Source organism: Aureimonas sp. AU12 (assembly GCF_001463705.1).
GTDB lineage: Bacteria > Pseudomonadota > Alphaproteobacteria > Rhizobiales > Rhizobiaceae > Aureimonas.
The window spans coordinates 15,030-30,624 of record NZ_BBWH01000053.1; the positions used below are offsets into that span (position 1 = coordinate 15,030).

Below are 15,595 nucleotides of genomic sequence, written 5' to 3' on the forward strand. Positions count from 1 at the left end.
TAAGAGCCCCCGTTGACGTCAGGCGGCCGAAGTCGACACGGCGGCCAGCGCCTTAAGGACCTCGCGCTGCGAGAACGGCTTCCCGACAAACCCGGCAGGCTGCCATTTCAGTGCGAGTGCTTGCATCTTCTCGTCGATGTTACCGCTGACGAAGAGCGATGGGATGTCCCACCGCTGACGCAAAACCTTCGCCGTCTCGACGCCGCTCGTGCCGCGGGCGAGATGGACGTCCATAATGGCGATGTCGATCTGGTCGGCCTGCCTCTCGCACATCGCGATCGCCTGATGCATGTCGACGGCGTTCCCAACGACACCGTAGCCGGCTTCGACCAGAATGTCCTCGAGATCCATAGCCAGCAGCATCTCGTCTTCAACGATGAGGACGGATAAGGTCATGCGGGCTCCTCGCAGGAGAACACGAGCGAGACCTTGAAGCCCTCCTCTGTCGCAGACCTATCGACGGCGGCTCCGAGCTGGCTCGCCATGGTGGCGACAAGCCTCGTCCCCAGGCCTCCGCCGGACTCCTCCTTGTTCAGCATGCCGACTCCTTCGTCGGCGACCATCAGTTCGAGCATGCCGTCGGTCCTCTTCAAGAGAGAAAGCACAATCGGGCCGGGACGATCCATTGGATACGCGTATTTTAGACAGTTGGTTACGAGTTCGTTGACGATGATCGCCAACGGGATCGCTCGCTCCGTCCTCATTGTTAGGTCGTCGACCTCGACCCGCATCCGATGACGCGTCTCCGGCGTCACCGCGAGGTCCTCCGCGAGCCCTTCAAGATAAGTCTTCATCTCGACCACAAGGGGGTTGTCCGACTTATACAGCCGCTCGTGCACCGAGGTGATCGCGCGGACACGGCTGATCGCCTGCTCGAAGGCAGCCTTCGTCACGGGGTCCTTGATCCGTCGACTTTGGAGGCTCAAGGCACTGACGACGAGCTGGAGGCTGTTCTTGACGCGGTGGTTGACCTCTGCGAGCAGCACGTCCTTTTCGTCCAGCAAAGACTCCTGAATGGAGAGGGCCACTGAAAGCTCCCGTTCGCGCTCCACCAACCGCCTTTGCGACATCACGAATCCGGTTGTCTCGACGCAAGGGCAGAAGATGCCGATGATGCGTCCGTCGGAATCACGCACGGGTGTGTAGGAGAACGAGAAGTGCGTCTCCTCCAGAAAACCTTTGCGGTCCAGCAGGAGTGCGATGTCGTCCATGAAAATGGACTCGCCCGACATGGCCTGGGCGACGATCGGCTCCAAATCCGCGCGGATCTCGTGCCAGACGTCAAAGAAGGGCATGCCGAGCGCTTCGGGGTGTTTCGAGGCAAGGATTTCGGCATAGCTATCGTTGTAAATGATGCGGTGATCGACGCCCCAGACGACAAACATGGGCTGGTGCGAGCCCATCATGATGCTGAGCAGCAGCTTCAGCGCCTCGGGCCATGTCTCCGTCGGCCCGAGAGAGGTCGAGGACCAGTCATGTCCACGAACGAGGGCGGCCATCTGCTGGCCGCTGACATCCACGCGCTTCATCCGCAACTCCATGGTCGCGGTCGACCGCGTGTGGATGTCGGATGCCATGCCGAGAGAGCCTTTGGCAAACTCGAAAACAGTTGGCGACCACTCCTTGGGTCCACTTCGTCCACGAAATAAGGGACGGACTGTTTGATGCCGACCAAGCTGGAACGGCTCCGTTGCATATGTGGAACGGCCCGGTTTGCAAGGTGATCGCCGCGTCAATCGCCGTCGGACGGTGCAGTCATATGTCCGGCCTGTGAGCGCGGTCCTGGACCGCTGGCCACGATGAGATCCGCAATGTTGATCGCCTGAATCAAACTGTCGCGCTCGTAGGCGCATTGCAACGGACGGTCTGATCAACATCGAGGTGTCGCCCCTCGGGCTCATCACGCTTTGGCACCTTGCCTGGCTCCTCCCGGCGCCGAAGTGCCGGGAAGCTCGTTGTTCCTACGCAGCGGCCATCACCATCGGTGCCCGGTAGGTCCCACCCTTGACCAGAAGGGTCCAGATCGTACGGACCATCTTGTTGGCCAGGGCCACAGCTGCGACCTTGTAGGGCTTGCGGGCGATCAGGGAGACGACCCAGACCGGCAGCTTCACGCCGCGTTTGGCTTGTTTCAGGATCGATGTCGCGCCGACCACCAGAAGCGAACGCAGCTGCGCGTTGCCGCGTTTCGTGATGCCGCCGAGGCGCTCCTTGCCGCCGCTCGAGTGGGCGCTCGGCGTGATCCCGATCCAGGCCGCCAGGTCACGCCCGGTTCGGAACGCCCCGGGATCCTGGATCGCGGCCCGGACGCTCGCCGCGATGATCGGGCCGACTCCGGGAATGCTCGTCAAGCGTCGAGCCGTCTCGTCCTCCTTCATGGCCTTGACGATCTTCGTATCCAACGCCGCGATGTGGGACGACAATCGTTCGATCTGCTCGGCCATCTCCAGAAGGGACGCACGCGCTGCGGATGGAAGGCGGGCGTCCGTCTCGTCGCGCAGGATGGCGATCAGCTTGTCGATGCTGGCCATGCCCGTTGCGGAAATGATGCCGAGCTCGGCCATGTGGGCCCGCATCGCGTTCGACGTCTGGGTTCGCTGACGCACGAACAGCTCTCGGGTCTTCAGGACCATGCAGGCGGCCTGCTCGTCCTGCGTCTTGATTGGCACGAAGCGCATGGTGGGTCGCGTCACCGCCTCGCAAATCGCCTCTGCATCGGCCGCATCGGTCTTGTTGCGCTTCACATGGGCTTTGACGTAGACCGCTGGCATCATCCGCACCGTATGGCCGAACTCGCCGATCGCGTTGGCCCAATGATGTGCGCTGGCACAGGCCTCGAGCCCGACGAGACAGGGCTGGAGACCGCGAAAGAAGTCCAGCACTTGAGACCGCCGCAGCGTCTTCCGAACGATGACGCGGCCATCCTGCGTGATGGCGTGGACCTGGAAGACCGACTTGGCCAAGTCCAGACCGATGGTGGTGATCGTCTCCATGGAGCGGGTCCTTCTGTCTCGTGGCGAGGGATCGCCACGATAGGCACCTTCGATGCCGCTTCGAAGGGCCGTTCCACACCATCAAATTGCCGAACAGGCCACAATGATCCCGTTCTGTTCCAATTTCAGGCGACGAACACCTGAAACAGCCGCCCGATGAAGGGCTCTGTTGCGAAGATTTTCCGGCTGCCGGAAAGTTAGAAAATCCGTCCACGCTGAGACCTGTCCGCATCCGATATGGTTAGTTGTCGTAACTTCAAACGGTCCACGAAGCCAAGTTTCGGTCGCGATTGGCTGTCGATAATGGGAGGCAGTAGGACAAATTTCTACACGTCAAAACTTTGCAACAGAGCCAGGTTCATTGCCTAGCGCTGGGCGGTGTTGTTCTTACAAGCTCGACGGGTCGAATGACGATGAGCGTCATCAACGCCGTGGCCGAGTTCGAGCGCGATCTCCTAATCAAGCGCACCCATGCCGGACTCTTGCGGGCTAATGAGCAAGGCAAGGTGCTGGGCCGCCCAGCTAAGCTGTCGGCAGAGCAGAAGCGCATCGTTCGCGAGAGGCTTGGGAGGGGGTCTCGATCTCGGCGCTGGCTCGCGAGTTCGCAGTCAGTCGATTGACGATCCAGCGGGCACGCGATGGAGCCCCAACCGCGATAGAACCCGACGGATAGAGCACTTATTGAGCATAAGTTGGAAAATACGAGCCGCCGTTCGAGCTAAACGATTTTGAAGCCCTAGACGGTGCATATGTCCAGCGCTTTTTGGTTGGCCGAAATGGAGGGTGTTCGGCCCTGGAACCGGAGCACGTTTTACCGCTTCGTCCCTCATCGAACGAAGGGAGATGACCCTGTCGAACATCACGGGACAGGACCCGGGGCAGGATCTGCCGGACCCCATTCTGCCGGGAAGCGGCGACAACGACGCGATCGGGCGCCCGGATGGCGGCCCAGGGATCGGCAACGATCTGCCGACCAAGCCCGCCGGCACTAATGCCGCCAACGAGCCCGACCCGACGACACCCATGCCCACCATTCCCGGCGTCGTTTAGGGGCGAACGTGATGTCGAACCCGACGAATGTCGGTGACAATCCGGATGACAAGATGCCAGCAGGGAACCCTGCATCCCGATCAGGTCGTGCCTGAGGGGGATGGGGAGGGCGCCGATGAACATCCGCCCCAGAACGAGCACGATGAGCTAATCGTTGAGGACGATTAGTCCCTTCCGATAGCGCTTCCCGCGCCGGCATGGCGGGCGGTTTATCGATGACGGGCAATCGTTGAACGGCAGGAAGCCAGTGCAGAAGTGGGGCGCCCGTGCGCACCGGGTCTTCAACGTGCTCGACGAGCTCAAGGACGATCATGCCGATGAGGATCCGACGGTACTGGCGGTGATGGGGCGCTGAGCGGAGGCCGCCATTTGCGATCTACTGCGGGTTACGTTCTACGAGTGTGGCCCATTCGCACTACGCACAACTGACGTTTGTGATGCCTATGGCATCGGCCGCGTGTCGCTGCCGCAACCACTCTAAAGGATCGGCCATGAAGTTCCTGACCACCGCCCTCTTCGTATCCGCTATCGCCTTGTCTCCGTTCGCTGTCGTGACGTCGGCGAAGGCCTGCACGAACTCTTCTGATCGCGCTTCCGATGGTTCGCGCTGCGGAGACCGCGCATCGGGCTGTCGTCCTGGCGGACGTGGCGGCATCTGCTGATTTTGCGATGATGGGTTGAGCGGGCAGCGGGAGATTACCTCTTCGCCGCCCGCCAGCCTGCGGCTTCGGCCTCTTTCGGCGAGCAGAACCAGCGCTCGCCGGCCTTCTTGTCGATCTTCGTCTTCGAATAGGCCTGCTGACCTGGCACATGGTAGATCCGGCCTGAGCCCGAAATGTTGCCTTTGATCGCGCACCCAGCTGGCTGGCCGTCGGCGACGCGCTCGGTCTGGAGCCGATCCCCGCGGCGCCACTTCGACGGCTCGACGAACGTGCCTTGCCACATGCCGCGCTTGGCTGACCGCGCGGCGGCCTCTTCCTGGTCGTAGCGGCCATCGGAATATTGGTCGTACTCGACCGCCCAACCGGCGCGGACCATCTCCGCGTTGATCACGACGTTACCGGGTGTCGAGCATTCGGCGACGATCCGACCGTAACGGTCGCGATCCTCTTCGAAGCACGTGACACGCCCGGATCTGCCAATGAGCTCGGCCAGGTGGTCGGCTGCTTGCGTCCCGCATAGGTAGCGCTTGCCCGCGGCGTCATCGCAAGTCTGCCCGCTCTCGGGCGCGTCGATGCCGTACAGCCTGATGCGCGCCTTCGTTCCCTCGACAGCGATGGTGTCGCCGTCCGTTACCGTGGTACGGCCTTCGATGCGCTCGGCCGCCGGTGCCGGCATGGCCGACCCCACAGAGACGATCACTAGCCCGACCAGCGAAAGGGTAATGATGAGGCCGAGGCGGCCTTTACGGCGCTCCTTGCGCCCCGGTCGGTTCAGGATCTCGAGCACTGCATGCTCCATCGCCTCTCGGTCGCTTTGAATTCGAGGGTGCGAGAGATCTACGGGGCGGCTCTCCACGATGTCGGCAAGCTCGGCGAGGAAGCGATCCTGTTTTATGGACGCACTTTGCTCGGGCGCGGGCGCAGAACGTTGCATCATGGCTCAAACTTCGAAGTGTCCAGGATCAAAGCGGTCACGGCCGCCCGCGGCAGTACCGGAATGCGAAGCGTGATCAGCATCCGATCTTGGCCTTGATCGCCTCGACCTGCGACACCGATGAGCAGACGTTCTCGCAGGGGATCCCGTCATTGTCGCCATCAGCCCGGCGGTAGCCGCCGCACCAGAGCTTCACAGCCTCCTCACAGCTCGACACCGCCTTGCACGTGCGGGCCTGCGCGACGCGGAAGCTCTCGAGCCGCTCCGTCACAGACTGAGGCGCAGCCTTCAGCAACGTGAACTCGGCCGCACCCGCATGGGTAGCTAGAACAACCAAGGCGACAACACCGCACCAGCGAACTGACTTCATCGACCCCACCTCCCCAGGTTGAATTCGCAGAATGATCACAGGCGCGAGGCGTGTCCATAGGACTCAAAGACGTTTCACAGATTGCGGTCAGCCGATGGGCCGTTATGAAATTGAAGCGACGGTTGGCTGATACAAACTTCAACCTGTGTCCCTCAACCTACGCACCTTGACACTCGACCCGAGCGTGTGGCCTGCTGCCACAGTCTTGCCTCATTTCACATCGGGATCTATCATGCGCAAAATCGCGATCGGCCTCGCGGCTGTACTCGCCCTTTCAGGCTGCGCCAAGCGCGCCGATAGCATTGCGGCTGCCTACGTTTCGCCGACGCCATACATGGGCCTGTCGTGCGCGCAACTCAGCGAGGAGGCTAAGGTCATCTCGTCTCGAGCCCAAGCTGCGTCTGGAGCACAAGACAGCAAGGCCGGAAAGGATGCAGCCGTGACGGCGGTCGGCCTCGTCGTGTTCTGGCCGGCGCTGTTCTTCGTGGGCGGCGACAGCGCGACCGCGGCCGAGGTCTCGCGTCTCAAGGGAGAGATGCAGGCGATCGAGGACGCGTCACGCCGCAAGGGGTGCAAGATCCAGTTCGCTCCGAAACCCGCACCGGCAAAGCCAGGCGCAAAGGCCTGACTTCGCGAGGGCCTGCGCGATCACGCAGGCCTTCCATTCACAGCGACGTCGTGCTCCTGCTTCCCAATATGCAACCTCTACTCGATTACCAAAGGCCAGACGGCGATCCGCAAGTTCACGCGGTCGATGCGCGACACGACCGACAATCTGCCGTCGATGCCCGGCGTCTTTCCCGACACGACGGCGGCGATCGTCCGCATGGTCGAGAGCGAACGCACGCTAACGATGGCGTGCTGGGGCATGCCGTCGCCTCAGTTCGCGTTGAAGGACCGCAAGACCGATCCTGGCGTGACGAACATCCGCGACGTGAAGTCGCCGCACTGGCGCCGCTGGCTGGGGCCGGAGCGGCTCTGTTGCGAATAGCCCATCGGGCCGCAATGATCCCGTTCTGTTCCAATTTCACGCGACGAACACCTGAAACAGCCGTCCGATGAAGCGGGCCTCAGATCCGCCGGCGAGGCTGTCGACCATTGAGCGGAATTGCCCCTTCCGGAACATCCGCATCGTCTCGAACTTTGGAATAGCGTTGTGAGCCGTCTTCTGGGAGTGAAAGCCCCGTACCGGGCGGACCCGCTGCCTCAGCTTGCCGTGGTCGGATTCGAGGCGGTTGTTCAGGTGTTTCACCTGCCGGTGCTGGCAGGTCGCGACGAGCCGCCCTTCTCGCCGCAGCGAGGCGATCGCCTCGTTGTAGGCCGGGTTCTTGTCCGTCGAAATCACCGATGGCCGGTTGTGCGGCGACCGGTTCAAAGCCTTGATGAGGAAGCGTTTGGCAGCCTTCGTCGTTCTCTTCGGCGACAGCTGGAAGTCGAGCGTTTCGCCTCGGTCACCGATCGCGCGGTAGAGGTACATCCACTCACCCCGGACCTTCACATAGGTCTCGTCGACGTACCAGCTGCCGCTGTTGCGATCCCTGCACCACTGGACGCGTCGGTCGAGCTCGGGGGCGTAGTGCTGAACCCAGCGGTAGATCGTGGTGTGATCCACCGATAGGCCGCGCTCGGCCATCATCTCCTCAAGGTCACGGTAGCTCAGGGCGTAGCGGCAGTACCAGCGCATGCACAGGAGGATGATGTCGGGAGCGAAGTGCCGGCCCTTGAACGCCAAACTCACGCTCAAGCCCACGCTGTCCGCCGCTTTGAGAGCGACGAGCTCTCACTGCGATCTGGATTTTGCAACGGAGCCCTCTTGGGTGTGTCGGTATCGCAGATCGACGGAAGCGACTTCGTGTTCGCCTGAACCCATTGCTCGATCTGACGGTATCGGGAGAGGGGGCGGCCCACCTCTCCCATTTGCATAACGACATCAGGCGATGGACATGCGCTTCATGTCGGCCACCTGGCGCTCGGTGTAGCCGCTCCACTGATGCGTCTGATAGGTCGCGGTGGAGATGTAGTCCTCGACTTGCAGCACTTCACCTGCGCTGCGATAGTGCTGATGCAGCTTGGCGGACTGGTTGCCGGTCACACTGAGCGACGTTCCATCCGCGAACATTAAGCGACCTTCAACGCCCTTCGCAATATCGAGCGTCAGTTTGTCCCCCGATCCCTTGAACGCGACCACGGCGTTGCCCTGCTCGTAGATGACCGTAGCGTCCGTGGCGCTGTAGCCTGCGACCTTCACCTCGAACTTAAAGTCGGCCTGGATCCGATCGTGGCCGTCGTCCTTGGCGAAGATCACCGTCGAGTCGGTTCCCGTTAGAACGATGCGATCGTCGCCCATTCCACCGGTCACGGTCGAGTAGGATCCGGTCTGGACCACGTCGTCGCCCTCGCCGGTGACGACGACACTGTACCCGGTCGTGCCACCGTTGCTGGAACGATCGCCGACCAGGATCGTGTCGTTACCCCGTCCGCCATCGATCGTCGAATTTCCCATCGTCACCACGAGATCGTCGCCGTCGCCGGCCATGACCGTGGCATAGTCGTCGACCCGGATGTCGTCGTTGCCGGTGCCGCCATCCACGTTCATGTAGGCGTTGCCGCGGATGCGATCGTTGCCGGCGCCTCCGCTAGCGGTGGAATTGCTGTATGTAGAGATCGCCTCATCACCGTCGCCGCCCTCAACCTCGGCATAGGCGTAGGTTCGGATTTGATCGTCGCCCGTTCCCCCCTTCACCTTGGCGTAGTCGTAAGTCTCGATCGTGTCGTCGCCTTCGTCACCGGTGACGGTGCCGTAGTAGTGGACAGAGACATGATCATTGCCGCGCCCCGCATGCACGTTGGCATAGTTCAGCGCGAACACGACGTCATCGCCGTCCCCGCCATCGATGTTGGCGTAATGACCGGCGACGATCACATCCCGACCTCGACCACCGCTAACGTTCGTATAATCGCCAGCCACAACCACATCATCACCATCACCGACATCGATCGTTGCGTGGTCCGCGGCGAACACAAGGTCCCGGCCTGAGCTACCGTTGATCGCGGCCCTGTTCAGAAGCCCAACGATAATGTTGGATGCCAAGTTCTTATGAGCAGCACCAAGGACTTCCAATACACCTGTAGGCGAAGATGGGGACAAGGGCGTGGGCGCACGGCTTGCGGGCGACAGCGACATGGCCTGCAGAAGCGTAAGCGCTAAGTTGTTGGCGGATGAGATCAAGTTCTGTTGTTGCCCCCGAATGATCGGACAGATCAGAGGGATTGTCGGGACGTGATGAACTCACGCGGTGAGAGATAGCCGAGCGCCTTGTGCGGGTGAACCGTATTGTAGTGCTCGAACCAGATCGGCAGCGTATCGATGACGGTTCGAGCGTCCGGAAGGGATGAGACGCGGACGTAGTCGCGCTTCATCGTGCGGACGAAGGCCTCGGCCATGCCGTTGGATTGCGGGCTCCGGACAGCCGTCGTTCTGGGCTCCAGCCCGATCTCCCGTGCCAAGCGCTTGGTTTTGCCGGCGATATAGCCCGAGCCGTTGTCGCTGAGCCATTCGATCGTCTGCGGCAAGCGGTTCACACGACCGAAGCGGGCCTCGACGGCGAGGAGCATGAGATCCTGGACATCATCGCCCTTGATGCCTTCGGTGGTGGCGACGAAGCCGATGCTCTCGCGGTCGCAGCAGTCCAGCGCGAAGGCCACGCGAACCTTCTCACCGTTGTCGCAACCGATCTCGAAGCCGTCCGAGCACCAGCGCAGGTTCGAGCGCTCGACGGCCACGCGCCCATCGTGACGTCGCCCATCGGGATTGCCGGCATGACGCTGAAGAAGAAGACCGTTCGCCTTCATCACGCGGTAGACGCGCTTATGATTGGGCGCCGGCTCTCCCGTTGTCCGTGCCTTGCGGCAGAGGATGGCGTGTATGCGCCTGTAGCCATAAGTCGGCATGTCGGCGATTACCGCCTTGATCGCGGCGACAAGCTCAGCGTCGGGCTGCGGCGGTCGGCCGAGCCGCCGATGCGAACGTCCCGCCATACGCTCGGCGATGTTGGATCGGGCGACGCCGAGCGCCGTGCATATGGCGCTCACCGCGAACCGTCCTTCGGCCACGACAGCGAGCGCAACAGCGCTTTTTTTGGGCCCGCCGCGACCTCGAGGGCCTCTTTCAGGATCTCGGTCTCCAGCGTCTTCTTGCCGAGAAGGCGATGCAGCTCGCGGATCTGCGCCTGGAGAGCACGATACTCCGAGGCCGCAACGACCTCCTCCTGCGCCCGCGTGGCGACCAGCGCGCCTTGCGAAGCCAGCTTGCGCCAGCGAAAAAGCTGGTTCGGCGCAACGCCATGACGACGCGCCACCAGGCTCACCGTCACGTCGGCCTCATAGGTCTCTTGGACGATCGACAGCTTCTCGGCCGTCGACCACGATCGACGACGCTCGGGACCCGGCAGAACCTCTGCCTTCGAATAGGAACCAGTCATAGACACAACACTACTCCTAACCCTTGCGGGAGTGGGAGATCGTGTCCGCGTCATTCGGGGGCTATTTCAAGTTCAACGGAGACTTCCCGAATTCAAGGATTGCAGAGAGGAGCCGCCGGTGAATGCCATTGGCAAAATGTTTTCATCATTACGTATCAATGCCACTCTCCCTAATCGTTCACTTATCACCTTCAAGGCGACCGTGCTTCTGGGCGGAAGAAGGGATCACGTTTCCTCTGGTAAATCTGTTTGAAATTTCTAAGGACAGTATTAAAATTTTGAGCGGGGCGCGCTGCTACGTTGAATTTTGTCAAAATTTTACACGCAAAAATTCGTGGAACGAGCTGTTCGCATGATACTGATAGTAAGACTTACTGACGAGAACATACGCGGCAGATGCGCTGCATGTCTTCGAACGCCTCCCGCCAATCGCTCGTCGACGAGAAGCTCTCGCCGGTGATAGTGACGAAGCGACCTCCGGGCGCGAGGCGCTGCAGGGCGCTGCGGATGTGATTGATGGTCGCGGCCTTGTAGCGGCCCTCAACCTTGGGCGAGGCCGAGAAGGGCGGGTTCATCACCGCGACCGAGGGCACGATCGAAGCGGGGAGCCGGTCGTGGATCGTCGCGGCGTTGAATTGCGTCACGGCGCGGGTCTCGAACACTTGGCGCAGGATCTGCACACGCAGCTCGGCATACTCGTTGAGCGCCAGCGAGGCGCCGGCAAGGCCGGCGAAGACCGCGAGCATCCCGGTGCCGGCAGAGGGCTCGAGAGACAGATCGCCGTCGTGAATGCCGGCGGCCTCAGCCGCCACAAAGGTAAGCGGCAGGGGCGTCGAGAACTGCTAAAGGGCTTGCCCGTCCTCGGAACGGCGTGTCTGTGTTCCGACGAGGCCGGCGAGGCGATAGAGCATGGCAAGGAAAGCCGAAGCCGATCCAGCCTGGCAGCGCATGCGCTTCTCGGCGTTCGACCAAGGAACGACGCCGGAGGTGACGGGCACCATCGAGCGCATCGGCGCCGATCTCACCCACGAGCCGCAGACCGGCCTGTCCTACTACACGGTGCGGGCCGCGATCGGCGCCGACGAGGCGGCGAGGCTCGGCGCCGTGAAGCTCGTTCCTGGCATGCCGGTCGGGGCCTTCGTCAAGACCGGCGATCGCACGGCCCTGTCCTACGTCATCAAACCGCTTTGCGATCAGTTCGAACGGGCGTTCCGCGAGGGGTAGATCTTCGGCATGGGACGGCGACGTGGTACCTCACGACGCCAGCGTGCTGCAGGCGTGCGAACCGGAGGGCTTGGCCATGGAGCAACGCGATCCCGAGATCGAGGTGTCCCCGCTGTCGGGCAACGTGACACGGGATGGGGTGACGGTGGAGCTCGCCATTTACCGGATGGCGGGTTCGAGCGAGGGCTGGACGCTCGAGGTCGTCGACGCCGCGAACACATCCACTGTCTGGGACGACCGCTTCGAGACGGACGACGAGGCCTATGCCGAGTTCCAGCGCTGCCTCGACGAGGAGGGGATCGAACTGCTGCTGGCCGGCGATGTCGCGCATTCCTTGCACTGATCGGTCCGCAAACGGTCTGACGATAGCGCCGGGCCGACCCGCGAGGCAGGAAGCTCGCTCCGGTCTCGTCGCCTTCGTGACGGCGTCATGATCTGCAGGGGACGGTCGCCGAAGGCGGCAACCGCTCGGCGAGGCACGTTCCCCACGCGACGGCGGTTCAGAACGGCAAGTCCCACTTCCAGCGGTCCTGGAGGGGAAGCTTTCGGCGAAGCGCGAGCCGACGTTCCCGCCAACCCGGAGCCGTCGGGGTCGAACGCGTCGTCGGCGCCTTCGCGATGGCGGTGACGGGCGAAGACAAAGGCATTACCATCTCATCCCGACGATCGCGAGGAGCGACCGTCGCAGCCTTTGAGACCTTCGGCGAGCCGGGTGCGTCGACATCCGACGCTGTGTCCAATTCCGATGCGGCCGACACGACGGAGCGATCGATCGCCTCGCCAGGTTCGACATCCAGGGAGGGCGCTCTCGGCTCGACGCGTGCCTCGAGGATCCGTCCCCGTAAGCCGCTCTGGGAAACGGTCTCGATCTCGCTGGCATGGGACGGCTCGGCGGTGGGGTTCGCCGACGCCTCCGCCCGTTCACCGGCCAGGGCGAGCTCGCGCATCTGTCGGCCTGCGGTGCCCGTCCAGATCGAGGGCGGGGTCGCGGTGGATGGCCGCGAGCGGCGCTTGTGCTCGACGACAAAGGCTTTCGGAGGGCGTTTCATGGAGGTCCGTCAGGAAGGGAATGGCATCGCAGGCTGCGGCACCGGAGCAATCTCGGGCCAACGCTGCCGTCACTGTGCCACCGCGCCCTTGCCCTCGCAACCGCGGTTGCAGTGCCTGACGCAATTGCCGGTTGGTTTCCCCGCATTCCTATGCGAACCCCTGGTCCGGTTTGGAATGGAGAGCCTTTGAATGACATCGCAGACAGCCGGAGCGGCAGAGATCCTGGAGCAGACGGCCGAGATCACGGCTGCCTATGTCAGCAACAATCACCTGCCGCGCGAGGAGATCGCCGGTTTCATAGCCGGCATCCATGCAACGCTTGCCACGCTCGGAACGCAGCCCGAGGCAGCACCCGCACCCGACGAGCCGCTCGTCCCGGCCGTGCCGATCCGCAAGTCGGTGACCCCGGACTACCTGATCTGCCTGGAGGACGGAAAGCCGTTCAAGTCGCTGAAGCGCCATCTGATGACGCATTACGAGCTGACGCCGGACGCCTATCGCCGGAAATGGGGTCTTCCGGCCGACTATCCGATGGTGGCCGCCAACTATGCCGCCCAGCGCTCGGAACTCGCGCGATCCTTCGGCCTCGGACGCACGAGGTCGCCCGTCGAGACCGACGCGATGGACGAAGGCTAGGCAGACGTTACGCAGTTCCAAGTTGGCCAGCACCATCCGGTTCCGTTCGGATGGTGCGCAACGGTTCGGTCTGGTTTGGTTCGTACGAAACCCGTTATTGCACCGTTGGGAGGGTAGTTTCGCACGGCATACTCAATTTGAACCTAGTCGTAGCGAAAAGGCGTAGCGATCGTAAGCTAGCGGTTCTGCAGTGAATTTGCAGGAAACTTGTCGCTATTCAATGCGATCATCCACCTTTAAAATATAGACTCTTCTATCGAGCGCCGAATCAAAGACCTACCTGATCCAGATGCATTCTTAAACTCAACACTGGAGAAGTTTATGGTGGAGGCAGGAGCTAGCCTGTCGGAAAAATATTCGACACTTACATTTTTTGCTACGAGAGCCTCCGGTATGATTTTGCGTAAAATATCAAAAAGTGCTTGAACACCAACAGTTTTTGTAATGAATGACGAGCCGCCCGCTCTTTCCCAAAATACGCTATCGCAAGCTTTTGTAAAGTTTAGAACTACCGCATAGAGCAGTGCATCATTGCCGGCTAGATACGTACCACGCATTGGCGTGCGGTCTTTGGGACCCTGGCGTAAAACTGAACGCGTGCCAGGCTCTGTTGTAAGCATCGAATTAGTATCCCGCTTGGGATTAGCAGAAATTAACCTGAGTATTCCCTCAACTATCGTTGCGGTTGAAATATGCCAGTCTCGGCTTGCGTTCAATTCGGTAAGAGCCTGATCTCGGCGAGGTGAAATTGATATGCGTCCTTTAAGCGGCGATTCCTCCTGAGTGTTAAGACGTCGAGTAAGAAAAACAGCTAGCTTATCTGGCGACCATTTCTCTTCAGGCTCCTCATCAATATTGTATCCAAACAGTTCGTATGTAAGACTCTTATCAACCTGTTTTTGTGTTGAATTGATTGTAGCAAAAAGCTGAGCTTGATACGGCTTACTAAGTTCCATAAATATTGAGCATATGAGTTGCATTTTCTTGCGGCTTGGATTTTGGATATTTCGAAAACCATCAAGACGATGCTGACCATCAATTATACCAGCAAGCTTCTCGGCCGTAGGGATGGTAAGCTCAAAGCATCCGTCTTCCAAGTGTTCAACTATCCATAAGGAATTTTGCTCTCCTTCATCTTCCTCAGGCAACTCTTCAGTCCGAATATGTCCGGTTTCAGCGTCGTAATTTGCAGCCAGGATGATAGAGTTGGGGAAGGCCGAGTCGGTTCGGCCAATATAATCCTCAATTTGTGGCTGCCGAGAACTAGAACGTGCCCTCTGGGTACCTTCAACCCTGTAGCCCGCTTTCTCATCTTCTCTTGCTCGGAGTCGGTCGCTGAACGCCACGTCCAACAAAACGTTCGCAGGGATGATAGCGACATAATATGTGCCTAGCGGCTGAACGACCTGCAAAGCTTTTGTTTTAAAAGGATACACAGTGGTCATAGTTGGAACCCGCTCGTATCGCCTTGTAAATCAGCGCCGGGGTCAACGCCTCCAGTTGGTGCATCTATAGATGGCTCGTCATAGAGGCCTGCGTTATCGGCGTTCGATATCCACCACACCCAAAGAGAAAAAATGCAGAATACAACAACAGAAAACCACGACAATTTTGACGAATGCGCTGCAAATCCATTCAGATAAACTGCAAATCCAAAAGTTACCATGAGAAATATGAACGATATTGCTTGAAGTCTGCGATTCACTGTTTGCTCGAACATCATCTGCATGACAGACGCACCGATTAGCGCAGGAAAAAATGTTGCCAATGAAGCATAAATCCCTGAAGCGTTTGATGAAGACCCAGTATAATAGTACTTTAGAAGCTCACTAATAATACCAATTCCACCGAGAATACAAACCGCGCCGGCGAAATAGCACCAATAAACAACCTCTAGCCTGGGTTTTTTTGTCCTACGTTTGATCTCGCCCCATACCAGTTTGAACCCATTCACAGGGCCAGCGCCCCCTCCGACCACGCTCAAGCCCCACCTCGCCTGTATGGATCCCACCGTATAAGTTGTGCACAGTCGCTAGCAAACGACCCTATTCGTCAAGGGTCACGGCGTGCGACATAGCACAAAGGTGTTTTGTGGTGCATTTTGGTGCTGCGGATCAACGATTGGAGGCTGTCATGGCGCGGCCCAAGGGAAAGAAGGGGTTAGTGCGGATGTCCGTCAGTTTGGACGTGCAGGC

Annotated in this window: 20 protein-coding genes; 8 read left to right on the top strand and 12 right to left on the bottom strand. The window is 60.4% G+C overall.

What is annotated here, in order from left to right:
• Nucleotides 1-18 precede the first annotated feature (18 nt).
• From AUL33_RS20170 to AUL33_RS20180, 3 genes are all read right to left on the bottom strand, one after another.
• A complete protein-coding gene (locus AUL33_RS20170; protein WP_062212727.1) occupies nt 19-396 on the bottom strand; it encodes a response regulator in 378 nt (125 codons plus the stop codon).
• Complete coding sequence (locus tag AUL33_RS20175; RefSeq protein WP_062212730.1) at nt 393-1,577, bottom strand: sensor histidine kinase; 1,185 nt, start codon at nt 1,575-1,577, stop codon at nt 393-395. The genes AUL33_RS20170 and AUL33_RS20175 overlap by 4 nt, the downstream gene beginning before the upstream one ends.
• Before the next feature lie 384 nt (nt 1,578-1,961).
• Entirely contained in the window at nt 1,962-2,993 is a 1,032-nt protein-coding gene (locus AUL33_RS20180; protein WP_062212733.1) for an IS110 family transposase, read from the bottom strand.
• 341 nt (nt 2,994-3,334) lie between these two features.
• Between AUL33_RS20180 and AUL33_RS20185 the strand changes: the two genes are divergently transcribed.
• The 3 genes from AUL33_RS20185 to AUL33_RS22345 all read left to right on the top strand — a co-directional run bounded on the left by AUL33_RS20185 (nt 3,335) and on the right by AUL33_RS22345 (nt 4,705).
• Nucleotides 3,335-3,613, top strand: coding sequence for a recombinase family protein (locus tag AUL33_RS20185; protein WP_374754455.1), 279 nt, complete (start codon nt 3,335-3,337; stop codon nt 3,611-3,613).
• A 223-nt stretch (nt 3,614-3,836) separates the two neighbouring features.
• Nucleotides 3,837-4,043 (top strand): hypothetical protein, encoded by a 207-nt coding sequence (locus tag AUL33_RS20190; protein WP_062212736.1) that lies wholly within the window; start codon nt 3,837-3,839, stop codon nt 4,041-4,043.
• Nucleotides 4,044-4,534: 491 nt separating this feature from the next.
• Nucleotides 4,535-4,705 carry a transmembrane anchored protein gene (locus AUL33_RS22345; protein WP_156419517.1) on the top strand — a complete coding sequence of 57 codons (171 nt, stop codon included), beginning with the start codon at nt 4,535-4,537 and terminating at the stop codon, nt 4,703-4,705.
• A gap of 34 nt (nt 4,706-4,739) precedes the next feature.
• Here AUL33_RS22345 and AUL33_RS20195 read toward each other — a convergent pair whose 3' ends face one another.
• Complete coding sequence (locus AUL33_RS20195; RefSeq protein ID WP_244492369.1) at nt 4,740-5,642, bottom strand: thermonuclease family protein; 903 nt, start codon at nt 5,640-5,642, stop codon at nt 4,740-4,742.
• Between the two features lie 73 nt (nt 5,643-5,715).
• The gene (locus tag AUL33_RS20200) at nt 5,716-6,009 is read right to left on the bottom strand and encodes an excalibur calcium-binding domain-containing protein (protein ID WP_082652777.1); all 294 of its coding nucleotides are present in this window, start codon (nt 6,007-6,009) and stop codon (nt 5,716-5,718) included.
• A 232-nt stretch (nt 6,010-6,241) separates the two neighbouring features.
• On the opposite strand from AUL33_RS20200, the gene AUL33_RS20205 reads away from it, so the two are divergent.
• Together AUL33_RS20205 and AUL33_RS20210 are read left to right on the top strand one after the other, a co-directional pair.
• Entirely contained in the window at nt 6,242-6,637 is a 396-nt protein-coding gene (locus AUL33_RS20205) for a hypothetical protein (protein WP_062212739.1), read from the top strand.
• A 126-nt stretch (nt 6,638-6,763) separates the two neighbouring features.
• Nucleotides 6,764-7,000, top strand: coding sequence for a hypothetical protein (locus AUL33_RS20210; RefSeq protein WP_192843235.1), 237 nt, complete (start codon nt 6,764-6,766; stop codon nt 6,998-7,000).
• 36 nt (nt 7,001-7,036) lie between these two features.
• Here the strand turns inward: AUL33_RS20210 and AUL33_RS20215 are convergent, their stop codons facing one another.
• The 4 genes from AUL33_RS20215 to AUL33_RS22645 all read right to left on the bottom strand — a co-directional run bounded on the left by AUL33_RS20215 (nt 7,037) and on the right by AUL33_RS22645 (nt 11,236).
• Nucleotides 7,037-7,741 (bottom strand): IS6 family transposase, encoded by a 705-nt coding sequence (locus tag AUL33_RS20215; RefSeq protein WP_374754457.1) that lies wholly within the window; start codon nt 7,739-7,741, stop codon nt 7,037-7,039.
• 198 nt (nt 7,742-7,939) lie between these two features.
• Nucleotides 7,940-9,100 (bottom strand): calcium-binding protein, encoded by a 1,161-nt coding sequence (locus AUL33_RS20220; protein WP_156419518.1) that lies wholly within the window; start codon nt 9,098-9,100, stop codon nt 7,940-7,942.
• Nucleotides 9,101-9,270: 170 nt separating this feature from the next.
• A protein-coding gene (locus AUL33_RS21775; protein WP_374754458.1) for an IS3 family transposase occupies nt 9,271-10,490 on the bottom strand; the annotation gives its coding sequence in 2 pieces (ribosomal slippage) (nt 9,271-10,157 and nt 10,157-10,490; 1,221 coding nt in all).
• 371 nt (nt 10,491-10,861) lie between these two features.
• Nucleotides 10,862-11,236 (bottom strand): methyltransferase, encoded by a 375-nt coding sequence (locus AUL33_RS22645; protein ID WP_202815319.1) that lies wholly within the window; start codon nt 11,234-11,236, stop codon nt 10,862-10,864.
• A 163-nt stretch (nt 11,237-11,399) separates the two neighbouring features.
• Between AUL33_RS22645 and AUL33_RS20240 the strand changes: the two genes are divergently transcribed.
• Together AUL33_RS20240 and AUL33_RS20245 are read left to right on the top strand one after the other, a co-directional pair.
• The gene (locus tag AUL33_RS20240; protein WP_192843245.1) at nt 11,400-11,714 is read left to right on the top strand and encodes a hypothetical protein; all 315 of its coding nucleotides are present in this window, start codon (nt 11,400-11,402) and stop codon (nt 11,712-11,714) included.
• Between the two features lie 22 nt (nt 11,715-11,736).
• A complete protein-coding gene (locus AUL33_RS20245; protein WP_306302800.1) occupies nt 11,737-12,057 on the top strand; it encodes a hypothetical protein in 321 nt (106 codons plus the stop codon).
• Between the two features lie 157 nt (nt 12,058-12,214).
• Here the strand turns inward: AUL33_RS20245 and AUL33_RS20250 are convergent, their stop codons facing one another.
• Nucleotides 12,215-12,661 carry a hypothetical protein gene (locus tag AUL33_RS20250; protein WP_062212756.1) on the bottom strand — a complete coding sequence of 149 codons (447 nt, stop codon included), beginning with the start codon at nt 12,659-12,661 and terminating at the stop codon, nt 12,215-12,217.
• A gap of 292 nt (nt 12,662-12,953) precedes the next feature.
• On the opposite strand from AUL33_RS20250, the gene AUL33_RS20255 reads away from it, so the two are divergent.
• Nucleotides 12,954-13,400, top strand: coding sequence for a MucR family transcriptional regulator (locus AUL33_RS20255; RefSeq protein ID WP_062212759.1), 447 nt, complete (start codon nt 12,954-12,956; stop codon nt 13,398-13,400).
• A 236-nt stretch (nt 13,401-13,636) separates the two neighbouring features.
• Here AUL33_RS20255 and AUL33_RS21780 read toward each other — a convergent pair whose 3' ends face one another.
• Together AUL33_RS21780 and AUL33_RS22350 are read right to left on the bottom strand one after the other, a co-directional pair.
• The gene (locus tag AUL33_RS21780) at nt 13,637-14,845 is read right to left on the bottom strand and encodes a DNA phosphorothioation-associated DGQHR protein 1 (RefSeq protein WP_082652778.1); all 1,209 of its coding nucleotides are present in this window, start codon (nt 14,843-14,845) and stop codon (nt 13,637-13,639) included.
• Complete coding sequence (locus tag AUL33_RS22350; protein WP_156419520.1) at nt 14,842-15,384, bottom strand: hypothetical protein; 543 nt, start codon at nt 15,382-15,384, stop codon at nt 14,842-14,844. The genes AUL33_RS21780 and AUL33_RS22350 overlap by 4 nt, the downstream gene beginning before the upstream one ends.
• Between the last annotated feature and the right edge of the window lie 211 nt (nt 15,385-15,595).

Bases quoted from the DNA above. Each gene is read 5' to 3' on its own strand.
- AUL33_RS20170 (WP_062212727.1), bottom strand. From the start codon at position 396: ATGACCTTATCCGTCCTCATCGTTGAAGACGAGATGCTGCTGGCTATG.
- AUL33_RS20175 (WP_062212730.1), bottom strand. From the start codon at position 1,577: ATGGCATCCGACATCCACACGCGGTCGACCGCGACCATGGAGTTGCGG.
- AUL33_RS20180 (WP_062212733.1), bottom strand. From the start codon at position 2,993: ATGGAGACGATCACCACCATCGGTCTGGACTTGGCCAAGTCGGTCTTC.
- AUL33_RS20190 (WP_062212736.1), top strand. From the start codon at position 3,837: ATGACCCTGTCGAACATCACGGGACAGGACCCGGGGCAGGATCTGCCG.
- AUL33_RS22345 (WP_156419517.1), top strand. From the start codon at position 4,535: ATGAAGTTCCTGACCACCGCCCTCTTCGTATCCGCTATCGCCTTGTCT.
- AUL33_RS20195 (WP_244492369.1), bottom strand. From the start codon at position 5,642: ATGATGCAACGTTCTGCGCCCGCGCCCGAGCAAAGTGCGTCCATAAAA.
- AUL33_RS20200 (WP_082652777.1), bottom strand. From the start codon at position 6,009: ATGAAGTCAGTTCGCTGGTGCGGTGTTGTCGCCTTGGTTGTTCTAGCT.
- AUL33_RS20205 (WP_062212739.1), top strand. From the start codon at position 6,242: ATGCGCAAAATCGCGATCGGCCTCGCGGCTGTACTCGCCCTTTCAGGC.
- AUL33_RS20210 (WP_192843235.1), top strand. From the start codon at position 6,764: ATGCGCGACACGACCGACAATCTGCCGTCGATGCCCGGCGTCTTTCCC.
- AUL33_RS22645 (WP_202815319.1), bottom strand. From the start codon at position 11,236: ATGCTCGCGGTCTTCGCCGGCCTTGCCGGCGCCTCGCTGGCGCTCAAC.
- AUL33_RS20240 (WP_192843245.1), top strand. From the start codon at position 11,400: ATGGCAAGGAAAGCCGAAGCCGATCCAGCCTGGCAGCGCATGCGCTTC.
- AUL33_RS20250 (WP_062212756.1), bottom strand. From the start codon at position 12,661: ATGCGCGAGCTCGCCCTGGCCGGTGAACGGGCGGAGGCGTCGGCGAAC.
- AUL33_RS20255 (WP_062212759.1), top strand. From the start codon at position 12,954: ATGACATCGCAGACAGCCGGAGCGGCAGAGATCCTGGAGCAGACGGCC.
- AUL33_RS21780 (WP_082652778.1), bottom strand. From the start codon at position 14,845: ATGACCACTGTGTATCCTTTTAAAACAAAAGCTTTGCAGGTCGTTCAG.